General features: G+C 52.7%; 12 protein-coding genes. 11 read left to right on the top strand and 1 reads right to left on the bottom strand.

The window, feature by feature from the left end:
- The coding region (locus tag INT21_RS03210; protein WP_226930574.1) for a non-ribosomal peptide synthetase at positions 1–3,953 on the bottom strand (3,953 nt) is incomplete at its 3' end.
- A 30-nt stretch (positions 3,954–3,983) separates the two neighbouring features.
- On the opposite strand from INT21_RS03210, the gene INT21_RS03205 reads away from it, so the two are divergent.
- From INT21_RS03205 to INT21_RS03155, 11 genes are all read left to right on the top strand, one after another.
- The gene (locus INT21_RS03205; protein WP_193054911.1) at positions 3,984–4,337 is read left to right on the top strand and encodes a hypothetical protein; all 354 of its coding nucleotides are present in this window, start codon (positions 3,984–3,986) and stop codon (positions 4,335–4,337) included.
- 142 nt (positions 4,338–4,479) lie between these two features.
- The gene (locus tag INT21_RS03200) at positions 4,480–5,379 is read left to right on the top strand and encodes a DsbA family protein (protein WP_193054912.1); all 900 of its coding nucleotides are present in this window, start codon (positions 4,480–4,482) and stop codon (positions 5,377–5,379) included.
- Positions 5,380–5,381: 2 nt separating this feature from the next.
- Complete coding sequence (locus INT21_RS03195; RefSeq protein WP_192539303.1) at positions 5,382–5,615, top strand: hypothetical protein; 234 nt, start codon at positions 5,382–5,384, stop codon at positions 5,613–5,615.
- Positions 5,616–5,674: 59 nt separating this feature from the next.
- Positions 5,675–6,295, top strand: coding sequence for a hypothetical protein (locus INT21_RS03190; protein WP_192539304.1), 621 nt, complete (start codon positions 5,675–5,677; stop codon positions 6,293–6,295).
- 224 nt (positions 6,296–6,519) lie between these two features.
- Positions 6,520–7,323 (top strand): M48 family metalloprotease, encoded by an 804-nt coding sequence (locus INT21_RS03185; RefSeq protein WP_193059643.1) that lies wholly within the window; start codon positions 6,520–6,522, stop codon positions 7,321–7,323.
- 356 nt (positions 7,324–7,679) lie between these two features.
- Positions 7,680–8,309, top strand: a complete 630-nt coding sequence (gene parA / locus INT21_RS03180; protein WP_192539306.1) for a ParA family partition ATPase — start codon at positions 7,680–7,682, stop codon at positions 8,307–8,309.
- Between the two features lie 82 nt (positions 8,310–8,391).
- Positions 8,392–8,619 carry a plasmid partition protein ParG gene (locus tag INT21_RS03175; RefSeq protein ID WP_192539307.1) on the top strand — a complete coding sequence of 76 codons (228 nt, stop codon included), beginning with the start codon at positions 8,392–8,394 and terminating at the stop codon, positions 8,617–8,619.
- An 84-nt stretch (positions 8,620–8,703) separates the two neighbouring features.
- Entirely contained in the window at positions 8,704–9,465 is a 762-nt protein-coding gene (locus tag INT21_RS03170) for a Fic family protein (protein ID WP_193054913.1), read from the top strand.
- A 55-nt stretch (positions 9,466–9,520) separates the two neighbouring features.
- On the top strand, positions 9,521–10,549 hold the full coding sequence (locus INT21_RS03165) for an endonuclease/exonuclease/phosphatase family protein (RefSeq protein WP_193059642.1): 1,029 nt from the start codon (positions 9,521–9,523) through the stop codon (positions 10,547–10,549).
- 663 nt (positions 10,550–11,212) lie between these two features.
- Positions 11,213–12,490, top strand: coding sequence for a hypothetical protein (locus INT21_RS03160; protein ID WP_193059641.1), 1,278 nt, complete (start codon positions 11,213–11,215; stop codon positions 12,488–12,490).
- Positions 12,491–12,502: 12 nt separating this feature from the next.
- Positions 12,503–12,739: a hypothetical protein gene (locus INT21_RS03155; RefSeq protein ID WP_193059640.1), complete on the top strand. Its 237-nt coding sequence runs from the start codon at positions 12,503–12,505 to the stop codon at positions 12,737–12,739.
- Positions 12,740–12,783: the final 44 nt, after the last annotated feature.

Below are 12,783 nucleotides of genomic sequence, written 5' to 3'. Positions count from 1 at the left end.
TCACCGTGCAGTGCCACCTGTGGGTTGGTTGACGCATGATGCGTGACATCCAACTGCTCCAGCTCGATAACACTTAAGCCATCGGTCAGAGGCAGAGAATCAACCAGATGTCGCTGAGTGAGTAACAGCTCAATGCCACTATCTTCGACCATATAGGCCAACCGCTCGGCAGGATAATTCGGATCCAACGGCACGTAAGCACCACCTGCCTTGAGAATACCCAATAGCCCCACTACCATCTCAACTGAGCGCTCAACAGCGATGCCCACTCGAGTTTCGGGTTTTACGCCTAAACCGATCAAATAGTGGGCCAAACGATTGGCACGGGCATTGAGTTCGGCGCAGCTAAGCGACTGCTCTTCAAATACTAGCGCAGTGGCCTTTGGGGTTGCCGCAGCTTGGCGCTCGATTAACTGATGGACTGGTGCAGCTTCGGAATACTGTTGCGTATTCTCCCCCCACTCGCTCAACAACTGCCGTTCGTCTGCTCTAAGTAGGCTGATCTTACTTAATGGTTGCTGAGGCGCCGCTTGCAAACTTTCTACGATGCCTGCAATAGCTGCGCTCAGGTAGTCGCACAACCGCTGAGCGCCGATGATACGGCTCACTTGCCCTACCAACTGGAAGCTATCACCTAGATCGTCCACCGACATCGTGATCGGGTAGTTGGTACGCTCTTGGCCACCCAGCACTTCCATACCTTCCCAAGTATGAACGGTGCTTCCCTCTTGCTGAGGTGCGCTATAACGATAATTTAGCAAACTGGTAAATAGCGGCGTTCCACCAGGCAACCCGCTGCAGCGCTGCGCTAGCCCTAGGCTGGCATGCTCATGGTGCATTAGCTCAGATAGAGCAGCGTGGGTCTGGCGCAGGCTCTTATCGACACCTTGAGCCCCCACTTTGATACACACCGGTAGCGTATTAATAAACATCCCCAACGCCCGCTCGGCACCTTCGATGCCCTGCATACGCCCGAACAGCACGGTGCCGAACACCACATCGTCCCGCCCAGTGGTCTTGCTCAGCACCAAGGCCCAAGCTAGATGGAACAGGCTAGCCGTGCTAACACCATGGCGCTGGGCCTGTTGCCGTACTTGCTGGGCTAGTTCCGCAGCCAAAGGAACGCGCATTTCTTCAATATCGCTGCCATCGCCGCGTACATCCACCAGTCCAAAAGGCGCCGTAGGTTCCTCAATATCCCCCAATCGCTCACGAAAGAAGGATTCATGTTCTTCTGGGCTTACTCCTAATCGGGCCTGCGCCACAAAGTTGCGGAATGGCAGCGGATTGGGTAGCGCCTCCTCACGCCCTTGCTGGATCAGGATGATTTCCTCCACCAGCAGTTCAAGGGTAGTGTGATCCATGACCAGATGGTGGCTAGGCAGTTGCAACAGCCAACGTTCTTTTTCGGCATCGTATGCGGCTACCGCTCGAAACATAGGCGCCCGGCGCACATCAAGGCGGTGATACCGTGGGTCGACTTCGACGCTCAACTGTTCAGCAACGCTCTGTGAGGGGTCACCATCCAAGTCCAGCCATTCGAGTACCAGTTCTGCATGCCTGCAGACCACCTGCACCGGTTCGCGGAGCCCTTCCCAAAGCACCGCGGTACGTAAAATATCGTGACGGGCAATGAGCTTATTAAAACCAGAAATAAAGGCTTCCAGCCTCTTCCTGCTATCAAAGCCCAATAGCCGAGGCGTCACATAGGCATCGCCCTTTTCTTGCAGCCGGTGATGGAAGAGAATCCCCTCTTGCAACGGTGCCAGCGGGTAGATGTCCTGAGTATTGCTAGCGCCACCGGGCACAGCGGCTTCGATCTCACGAAGTTCTTCGGCATTGAGCTCGATTAGCGTCAACATCTCGGGCTGGAGAGCCTGGCAATCGTGAGGAATCAAATTGGGTGGGATGGTGATCTCAGTTTGCTCAGGTGCTTGCATCAGCGCTCGCGCAAAAGCTGTTAGTTCCGGGTGTTGGAACAGCGTACGCACCTGCGCCGTTAATCCCCGATGCCGCATTTGCTCCAATACCTTTAGAGCCAATAACGAATGGCCCCCCAGCTCAAAGAAGTTGTCGTGGCGGCCCACCCTCTCGACGCCAAGTACCTCTGACCAAATCTCCGCCAGCGCTTCCTCCACTTCGCCTTGAGGCGGCTCGTACTCCGAGCCGCTGACCAAATCCGGCTCGGGCAGCGCCTTGCGGTCTACCTTGCCGTTGGCATTCAGCGGCAGCGCATCGAGGGTGACCACAGCTCCCGGCACCATATAATCCGGTAGTTTTTGACCCAACGCTTCACGTAGTACAGCGGTATTGAGTTCACTGCCGTCTTGGGGAACCACATAAGCCACCAGCCTCGAACCGCCGGGGCCTTTCTGGGCGACCACCACCGCTTCGCGAACCGCCGGCTGAGCTAATAGCTCGGCTTCGATCTCGCCTAGTTCGATACGCAAGCCACGTATCTTCACCTGGTGATCAAGGCGGCCCAGGTACTCGAGCTGGCCGTCCTCCCGCCAGCGCACCAGATCGCCGGTGCGGTAGAGGCGTTCACCCTGCGCAAATGGATCGGCGACAAAACGTTCTGCGGTAAGGTCAGGGCGGTGCAGGTAGCCCCGTGCCAACCCAATGCCTCCGAGATAAAGTTCACCCGCGACCCCGGGCGGCGCCAAGTTAAGATCGCCATCCAATACGAAGGTATGGATACCAGCGATCGGTTGGCCGATAGCTACGTGGTTGCGCCCGTCGTCTTGGCAAGTCCAGTGGGTAACATCAATGGCCGCTTCAGTGGGGCCATAGAGGTTGTAGAGTGCCACTTGAGGTAAGCGGGCAAATACCTGATTCTGCAGCTCCGCAGGCAGCGCTTCACCGCTGCATACCAAGCGTGTCAGGCTGGTGCAGGCTTCTACCTCGCCATGGGCCAGGAAGGCCTGCAGCATTGAAGGTACGAAGTGCAGCGTGGTTATATTGTGGGTACGGATTAGCTCGACCAGTTGGACTGGCTCGCGGTGAACACCTGGTGGCGCCATCACCAGTTGGGCGCCCTGCATCAGCGGCCAGAAGAATTCCCATACCGAGACGTCAAAGCTGAATGGCGTTTTCTGTAGCACCGCATCGTCGGCCGTTAACCCATAGGCCTCCTGCATCCACTGTAGGCGATTGGTCAGTGCATGGTGACGGTTGGCGGCGCCCTTGGGGCGCCCGGTGGAACCGGAGGTGTAGATCACATAAGCAAGATTTTCGCCGTGCAGGGCCACGTTCGGATTGGTCGGCGCGTGGTGAGCAACCTCCAACCGATCCAAATCAATGACGTTCAGCCCATCGGCCACCGGCAACGCATCGCAAAGATGCTGCTGGGTTAGCAGTAGCTCGATGCCGCTGTCTTTGACCATATAGGTCAACCGATCACTCGGATAATCTGGATCTAGTGGCACATAAGCACCACCCGCCTTGAGAATAGCCAGCAGCCCTACCACCATCTCAATGGAGCGCTCAACAGCAATACCCACCCGGGTCTCAGGTTTTACGCCTAGACCGATCAGGTAGTGGGCCAACTGGTTGGCGCGGGTATTGAGTTCGGTGTAGTTGAGCGACTGATCTTCGAATACTAGTGCCGTAGCCTCTGGGGTTGCCGCAGCTTGGCGCTCTATCAGGTGATGGATGGGTTCGACCGGACTATCGGTTGCTGCGCGGCTTCCCCAGTCGAGCAGCAGTGCTTTTTCCGCGTTGTCAGGTAGTTCGATAGAGGTGAGCTGTGTTTCCGGCTTTTCTAATAGGATTCTCAGTACTTTCTGGTAGTAACCGATTAAACGTTGAATTGTCTGATCATCGAACAGATCCGAATTGAACTCTAGAGCACCAACCACTTGCTCCTGTTCGATGAAAATATCCAGCGACAGCTCAAACTTTGCACTCGTCTGAGGAAGATCGATCAGTTCGATAGACACATGAGCCGTCAAAACCGTTCTTTGCGCTGTTCACTGAAAGCTATGTCACTTCTACCTCACCGTCTGGTGCGTGCATACCTTGTTGACGACACGCCACATGGGAAGTATCGCCAGGCTGTTTCGGTACAGGGCATTGTGTCTCTTTCCCCGATCATCGGCCTTTTTGTTTTCTTTTTCTGGCGGGCATTTGCGGGTGTCGGTATCGAATGGATCATGCCGTCGATTCTTGCTCTGGCAGTTGGCGGGGTCTTTATGGCCATCTCTACGGCTGGAAGATATGTCAGGAAGGGAGGGATGCGGCGTTTCATTGGCTTGCAGCTATACGCCCTTTTCTGTTGGCTCCTGACGGCCTCTGTCGTGTTTTCTACCCCCTACCTGCTACCTTGGGCCGCCTGATGCCTTCAGGCTCTCACAAAGGCTTACAGCCCCCTTTTTGGGGGTTTTTTGTTTTTGCCTAGAAATCCGGTGTTCCGCTGGCCTGTCTGATCATTTCCTGCGCGTACTCTGCCAAGGTACTTTTCATTCCAGAGGAATACTCATGTCAAAAGCTACATCTTCGGCCACAGGCGACCGTCGCACGATGCACCTTGCGCTTGGCGGTATTATCGGCAGCGGATTGCTGGCAACACTTGCATTCGGTTTGCTGCTGAACGCCCAGACTGAAACGGCTGATCAACTCCAACAGACCAATGCGAAACTGTCTGACCTTGCCGATGCCATCAACACTTCCTCTGGACAGCAAACGCGTAACACTGACCTGGTGGCCGCCGTTGATCAGGTGATGCAGCAGCGAGCGCAGGCCGAGCAAGAGGCACAGCGCCAGGCATTGTTAGAGGGGTATGACAATGCCCCTACCGATTTGGAAGACGATACGCCCTGGACATACGGGGATGCTGACGCTCGCTTCACGCTGTACACCTATTCCGATCCCAACTGCCCGTACTGCCGTCAGTTTCACAATACTCCCAAGCAACTTGTTGATAGCAGTCAGGGCGTGATGAAGGCTCAGTACCATCACATGACGATCATGGATGCCAACTCGACCACCCAAGCATTGGCGAGTGAGTGTGCAGGCCGTCTCGGTGATAATCAGCATTTCTGGGCGCTTAACGACTATATCTACGAGAATCATCAGGTGCGCGAAGCGGGTTTGCTCGATGTAGCTGAAACGATGGGTTTTGATCGTTCAGCGTTTCGTCAGTGTATGCAAAGCAGCGATGTACAACGCCATGTGGCTGTTCTTGGGCGTGAAGCACAATCAGAAGGTGTTACGGGTACGCCGACATCGTTTTTGATCGACAACGAAACGGGAGAGGAAGTCCGTTTGTCTGGGGCGCAGCCGCCAGGAGCCATCATTTCGGCATTAAGGGGCATGATCGAGCAGGAGAGTGCGGAGGCAGGAACAGCCAACGGCCAACCCGCTGAACAGGAAGGTTAATTATGCTCCCCATTTCCCCGATTGCGATTGCCATTGGTGTCGCCCTCTTTCTGGCCAGAACGAACCTGGCAGGCTTGATAGGCGGTGCAGTGCTGGGGATGGCATTGATGCACCTTTGGCCGGAATACTTTATGCCCGTTTATACCTGGGTCGGCGGCTTGTTGGATTCGCTGGGCATTGGGGACTGGCTGGACGCGTCCAATCAGTCTGCTCCCGTGACGCCCGATGCCGAGTAAAACGCCCCATTCACCTAATGACTGACGCCCTTTTGAGGGCGTTTTTTTTGGAGCGGAACATGCTTCCATATCTAGCATTGCCAGCGATGGCACTTGGGCTCGCGCTGACAATTCCGCCTGCCCTGGGAACGGCGAAAACAGTTATCTCCTCCGGCGATACTGTGTCGGATTCGACAAACCACCACAACGTCCAGATCGTCGTGAGCCACGACTGTCAGCGTGCCTGGTGTCCCGATATTAGGGATCGTTTACAGATAGAGGTACAAGCAGCTCATTATCGGCCAGACCGACACCTTGCAACGATCACAGTTGAACCGCTAGAACGACATGGACGTTTTGCCGAGCCCCGACGACGACTCGATGTTTTGACAGCGGGCGGTCAAGGGAATATGCCGCCAGGCGCGCCAGCACCCTGGGTCAATGCCGAGCTTTTGTCGGGTGCCTCATCAGTGAAACCTACAGAATCGACGCATCGTACCCCTTGGCGGACGTTACCAGACTGGATGCCCCCTTCATCGCTTTCACAATGGAAGTCGGCTAACTCGCAAACCTTGATAGACTCAGCAGACAAAAAAACACAAGGATGGCTTCCTAGATTAAATAACGCTGTTGAGCATTATATAAACCCTTTGGTTGAAAAAGTGCGTTATGTCATTAGTAAAGAAGGCGATGGCTCATGACATCGTTCTGCAAATGTTCTTATCTTCGGTCTTTACAAGGCATAGCGAATTTTTTATGTGCTTTTTTGCACAACACAGCTTTTTTAGCTGGCTTTATTTTATTGAGTATTTTTAGTGCTTTTTTACCTTTAATAATTCTTTGGGCTGTTTATAGCGTTTTTGCACATATTTCTTCTTGGTTGTTCGCCGCCGGTGTTCGTCCTGCATGGCCAGAGATTGACTGGGTGCCGCTATCCCAAAATACGTTGATTCATCTCGCCCTGGTGATCGCGTGGGGGCTGCTGTGTCTTTTGGTTTGGAATGGGGCGAAGCAAGCGATGAGACACCGCAAACGACAGTTGCAGCGTTTGGCCAAGGGGAGATTGGTTAAGGTATCGGCAGACCATCCTATCGCGCTCTATACACAACGTCTGTGCAAGCAACATCGTATCCGATGCCCACACCTTTGGGCCGCCGAGAATGCCTATGTGGTTGCTTTTGTCGTTGCGCCGCCAATAAGAAAATCTCACTTGGTACTGTCAGCGGGTGTTTTGCAGTTGCCGTCGGACATATTGCGCTGGGTGATCGCTCACGAAGTCGGCCATCTGGTTCATGGGGATGCCCGCCATGTGTTTGCCTGGCAGCGCTTTCTGGACAGCGTGCTTGCTTGGCAGCGCCTACGCTTGAAGGTCGTGAAATGGCTTGTTCGGCTATGTTACTGGATACCGCTAGTAGGCCATCCTCTTTGCCGCTTGTTGGTTGGTTTTGAGCGTCTATTCCAAAATTTGGATAAAGCTGGCAGACAGCTCGGTGGTGCAGCTTACGAGGCGTTGACACTTTGGGCGTCACGGCGTAGTGAATTTCGCGCTGACGCCTTTGCAGCGTCACAGGAAGGTGCAGAGCCAGGCATCGCGCTGTTCAGATCGCTGGCAGCGGCTTCCACGTTTGAGCCTTTGCAGCGGCCTATCTGTCTTCGCACACATCCGACGCACCACGAGCGTGTGAAGGCGCTTAAACGTTTTAACTTAAAACCTCATAACCTCAATTAAGTATTTGTGGTCATGAGGCAAAGCGCTTATGTGTATAAGCTCATAGACTCATACGCTCAATTCATCACAATTTCAGCACCAATAAGACTCCTGAGACCTGATTGGGAGGCCGTCAGCACGATATCCTTGCTACTCCCTATCGCATTGACATATATACTAGCGATAGCAAGCTGATCGTTCACCTTCCATGCGCGTTGAGCTGGTGTATATACGCAAACTCCCCATACCCCCTTCCTTTAAACGTAATGACTCATAACCTCATAACCTCATTCTTTTATTTGAGTTTATGACCATTTGATAAAATCCCCATTTCTTCATAAGCTCAGATAAGGTTCCTACACGATGGCGGAGATACAATGCACGTTATTGCGGTTTTAAATCAGAAAGGCGGTTCGGGTAAGACGACGATTGCAACGCACCTGGCTACTGCGCTGATGATGGCAGGACATGATGTACTGTTGGTTGATTCAGACCCCCAAGGCAGCGCCCGTGATTGGGCAGCGGTTCGTGAGGATCAGCCGGTGCCGGTAGTCGGCATTGACCGTCCAACCATAGGGCGTGATTTGAAAAACCTGGCTCGCAAAGAATTTGTGGTGATTGATGGCGCGCCACAGGCAGCCGATCTGGCAGCGTCTGCCATTAAGGCAGCAGATTTTGTGCTGATTCCGGCACAACCAAGCCCGTACGATATTTGGGCGACAGCTGATCTTGTCGAGTTGGTGAAGCAGCGTATTGAGATCACTGACGGCAAGATGCAAGCGGCGTTTGTTGTCTCCAGGGCGATCAAGGGGACGCGGATAGGGTCGGAAGTCACCAATGCACTTAACGAATATGAGTTGCCGGTGCTTGAGAGTCGGGTTACTCAGCGGGTTATCTACCCCACGACGGCCGCAACAGGTACAACGGTCTTCGACCAAGACCCTGACGGCCCCGCATCTATTGAAATCAACGCATTGATGAACGAGCTGAAAGCAAAGCTCATTTGAGGTTTTGGGGCTTTGATCAATTGAGTTTTTACGTTAATGCGGCAATAATGATTTGAAGTTATGATTTTTTGAGGTTGTTGAGATGACCAAAGGTGTACTTAGTGCTGGACGCCCAAGCGCGAAAGCAGACAAGCGAAAAGAAGCGACGTTAGCGAGCCTGGCAGACAGACCGGCCAAAAAACGGGTCAACATTGATCTGACGTATGAAGAACATCAGCGGTTGAAGATATACGCGGCTCAGAATGGCATGACCATCAAGGATATCCTGCGTGAACAAATTGATAAGTTGATCGACGGCGATCAAGCGTGAAAGTGTTTTTATTCATTGCATCAAAACCTCATTTGAAGAAAAGCCCATCGGGTTTTTTGAGGTTGACTGATCAGGAGAGGGCGGATGTCTGACAGGTTCTCACGACTTGATCGGCTTAAAGAGCAGCTGGATCAGTATCGACCGCTGCCTCATGCCGTTGTCCGCAACCTACATGAATCGCTGGTTTTGCAATGGACTTACCATAGCAACGCCATCGAAGGGAATACGCTCACGCTCAAGGAAACCAAGGTCGCTCTTGAAGGTATTACGGTGGGTGGAAAAACCCTGCGAGAGCACTTTGAGGTTATTAACCATCGAGAAGCGATTTGGATGGTTGAAGACTGGGTTAAGCAGCGTGAGCCTCTATCCGAATGGTTGATCAAATCGCTGCACCAGCTGGTACTCAAAAACGTCGACGATCAGAATGCCGGAGCGTATCGCCAGGTCAATGTCATGATATCAGGTGCCGAGCACCGGCCACCTGAAGCCTACAGGGTTCCTCAGGCGATGAGCGATTTTCTTCATTGGTATCATCAAGAGGCTGGCACTTTGCACCCCATTGAGCGAGCTGCCCGTTTGCATGGTGAGTTCGTCAAGGTTCACCCTTTCGTTGATGGGAATGGGCGGACATCGCGGCTTCTGATGAATTTCGAGCTGATGAAAGCAGGGTTCCCTGCCGCTCTGATCAAGGTAGAGCAGCGGTTGGCTTACTACGAAGCACTGGATACTGCCCATTGCACCGGCAACTACGATCTTTTTGTCGACTTGCTTTGTGACAGCGTGGAAAACAGCTTTGAGCCTTACTGGTGGGCGCTGGGCATTAATAGACAGCCGGACAGCAAATGAGGTTTTGATGATAGTATCAAACAAGGTTTTGAGGTTATCCGCTTTTGGTGCCTTGATGATTTCATCATTGTCTGTCCATGCTGACGTTGCCATCGCAACCTGGAACATTAACCACTTGGGCTGGAACAACGACAAGGACTTAGCGATTTTAGGTGAGATAGGTAACAGTTTCGATTTGCTCGCAGTGCAAGAGGTCATGAGCGAAGATGGCGCTGAAAATTTGCATCTGTCGTTGGAGCAAGCATCAGGTGAACCTTGGGGATACGTGATGAGTCACCTGATCGGGCGCAGTAGCTATAAAGAGGCGTATGCGTTCTTCTGGCGAGAATCAGAGGTGTCAGCATCGGGTGGGGACGCTGTGTTTTTCGACGGTGCGGACGTCTTTGCACGGGAGCCGTATTCAGCGCTGTTTACTGATCGAGATACCAGTGAGACATTTGCCATTGCCAACGTGCATATTCTATATGGCGATAGTGTTCGTGACCGGCTGCCTGAGATTGAGGGGTTGGCTGATTACTGGCAGTGGTTAGGTGAAGAAGCCTATCCTGGTGTGCCTCGCATACTGGCAGGGGACTTCAACCTCGACAGCGAGCACCTTGGCTTTGACACGCTTGAACTTTTGGGTGTTGAAGCGGCATACGAGGATGGCAGAGGCACAACGATCAGCACGACAGAGGACAGGTATCCGAATCACTACGATCACATGTTCCTGCAGGAAGGCACGTCTTTGTCAGTAACCGACCAAGGTATTCTGAGATTCCCTGAGCGCTGGGGAATCAATCATGAAGTTGCCCGTGATGCGATCTCTGATCATGTGCCTGTATGGATTGCCTTGAACGGCGCGTCTTTGCGCTTACCCGATGATGCGACAGTCGTGGCATCTTCCAAGACAAATACCTGCATTGATATCAATTCAGCGCCAGCGGATGAATTAAACGATCTGCCCCATGTCGGCGAGAGCAGGGCAACAGCGATTGTTGATGGTCGGCCTTGGTCGTCACTTGATACGCTTGTTGCCGTCAGTGGCTTGAGCGATGGCCGCGTAGAGGACATTTCTTCTTCAGGGTTGGCCTGCGATCTCTAAAGGATATATGGAAAGGATAAAAGGACAAAAGGGAAGAAGGAGGCTCAAAAATATCTATTTCAGACAGTTGTTTAGCGATCAAAGCTGTCCACTCCGTACATAGAAACCTGTTCACTCCATACATAGAAACCTGTCCGAGTCGTACATAGAAACCTGTCTGCTCCGTACATAGAAAGGGGGCTCTGGCCTTACTGCCCTGGGCAATCCGTACAGAGCGTACATAGAAAACCTGTTCACTGCGTACATAGAAACGTGTACAGACCGTACATACAAAACCCTGAAATACCTCAAACCCGTCCAGAGCGTACATAGAATGGCAGCTTTTTTTCACTGGGTTATCCCCAAAATCTGTGGATAACTCAGAAGATTTACAGATCGTACATAGAAACGTGTACAGATCGTACATAGAACCCGATGGTTTGCTCTGGAGGCTCCAATCAGAAAGAGGCTATGTCCACGCGAGAGGCTTCACGCTGCAGAATGTGTACAGATCGTACATAGAATATACAGGTGTTCTCACGTTAGAAACCTGTACAGAGGGTACATAGAAGCAGGGTGCGACAAAAAAAGTGCAGAATGTGTACAGAGCGTACATAGAAGGAGCGGCTTCGCTTCGCTACACTCAGTTCCATAAAGCCGTACTCACCGAATCAGAGAAAGGACATGGCACAGCATCCTCGCACGGACTGGGAGAAGGTCACTAGCGACCTGCGCAGATCAAAAACAAGCAAAGCCGATCAATCGGACTCACCGCCGACGAACCTGTCACTCGATCTTGATTCGATCATGCCGGAAAGTGGGCAGGCTGAAGACGTTGCCAATGTACCGGCACTCAAGCTGGCCGAGCCGGATGTTCTGCCTGACGCAGCACTGACGCCTGAAGGGCAGTCTCTTCGTGATTTCCAGTCGACGCTGACAAACACGCCGGAAGAACGCGCCAATGCGTCCAACCTGATGCAGTTTTGGGAGCGCATACCCCGTTACAATTGCAGCGATATCCAAGGGATCAATAACAGCCCTGACGCGAAGGAAATGGGGATCGTCAACTATTCGTTTGAAGACAGCGGCGAGCATTACACCCTTGAGATGACACCGGCACAAATTCGGACAGAAGCCAACGGCGTTCAGCAGACCATCTTTTGCTACCCCGATAATACCGATGAGCTTGTGGAGCTGGCGCTGGTCAAGCTGGCAATGAATAACGGCGATATCCTTCAACCGGCGGACATATCCCATAAACCTGCGAAGGGCAATGCCGCATTGCCGAGTTACGGGGTGCATTTCACGATTAACCAGCTGATGCAACAGCTCAAGCATTGGGGGAGGGGGCGTAGCTACCCAGCCCTGATGCGTTCTTTGGAAGTATTGAACAAGTGCAATCTGTCTGTTCGCTCGACCTCGAAAGGGGGAATCAATGCGCGAGGGGCGATTCTGCCTGAGCTTGTGTCATTTGAGCAGAATGGGTTTGATGCTCATGATCGAAACGGTTTCTGGACGGCAAGGTTTCACCCCATTATCAGCCTGGGTATTCATGCGGGCCTGTATCAGCAGTACAACGTGTTTCGTGTTGCACAAGTCAAAACGCATGTCGGTCATGCCATCATCAAGTTGTTGTTGCTCAACGGCCGTAACATCTCTGAGCAGACACCTTACTCGCTCAAACTGTCGTCCTTACAGGAGACGACAGGGCTTCTGAATTACAAGAGCCCGTATCATGCGCGCCGCAAGTTCCGTGAGCATATACAAAGGATCGAGGCAGAGGGGCTGCTTTCGCACGTTGAGTTTGTCGAGAAGAAGCGAGGCAAGCGCGTCATTGATGTGGAAGCGCGTATGTTTGCTTCAGCGTCTCTAGTCCGAGAGATGAAGGCGTCACACAAGCGCTCGAATATCATCGGTGAGCGTCGTTACGTTCGAGCCGCCATCCAGAAAACGAAGGGTTAAGGAGTAGCCGTGATGCAAGATGAGCCGAACCTGGTCGATAGCCCGCTCAATGAAACAGTGGAAGCGGAAGGCCATGCATTCACGGTGAGCATCTACCGTTTGGAAGCAGAGACAACCTGGACTCTGGAAGTGGTTAATGAGGCAGGTACATCTTTTGTGTGGGACAAGACGTTTGAGACTGACGCTCAAGCGCTAAGTGAAGCAAAGCAGAGCCTCAAGGATGAAGGCGTAGAGGCTTTTTTGGGTTGAAGGTAAGTGCCTAACCGAAAGTTTTCGTGCATAATGTATGTAGG

The sequence above is a fragment of the Halomonas sp. 3F2F genome (assembly GCF_014897805.1).
Taxonomy (GTDB): Bacteria; Pseudomonadota; Gammaproteobacteria; order Pseudomonadales; family Halomonadaceae; genus Vreelandella.
This window is presented reverse-complemented; position numbering and strand designations above follow the sequence as displayed.

Excerpts from the sequence above, each read along its gene's own strand:
- INT21_RS03205 (WP_193054911.1), top strand. The coding sequence starts at position 3,984 with ATGTCACTTCTACCTCACCGTCTGGTGCGTGCATACCTTGTTGACGAC.
- INT21_RS03200 (WP_193054912.1), top strand. The coding sequence starts at position 4,480 with ATGTCAAAAGCTACATCTTCGGCCACAGGCGACCGTCGCACGATGCAC.
- INT21_RS03195 (WP_192539303.1), top strand. The coding sequence starts at position 5,382 with ATGCTCCCCATTTCCCCGATTGCGATTGCCATTGGTGTCGCCCTCTTT.
- INT21_RS03190 (WP_192539304.1), top strand. The coding sequence starts at position 5,675 with ATGCTTCCATATCTAGCATTGCCAGCGATGGCACTTGGGCTCGCGCTG.
- parA (WP_192539306.1), top strand. The coding sequence starts at position 7,680 with ATGCACGTTATTGCGGTTTTAAATCAGAAAGGCGGTTCGGGTAAGACG.
- INT21_RS03175 (WP_192539307.1), top strand. The coding sequence starts at position 8,392 with ATGACCAAAGGTGTACTTAGTGCTGGACGCCCAAGCGCGAAAGCAGAC.
- INT21_RS03170 (WP_193054913.1), top strand. The coding sequence starts at position 8,704 with ATGTCTGACAGGTTCTCACGACTTGATCGGCTTAAAGAGCAGCTGGAT.
- INT21_RS03165 (WP_193059642.1), top strand. The coding sequence starts at position 9,521 with ATGATTTCATCATTGTCTGTCCATGCTGACGTTGCCATCGCAACCTGG.
- INT21_RS03160 (WP_193059641.1), top strand. The coding sequence starts at position 11,213 with ATGGCACAGCATCCTCGCACGGACTGGGAGAAGGTCACTAGCGACCTG.
- INT21_RS03155 (WP_193059640.1), top strand. The coding sequence starts at position 12,503 with ATGCAAGATGAGCCGAACCTGGTCGATAGCCCGCTCAATGAAACAGTG.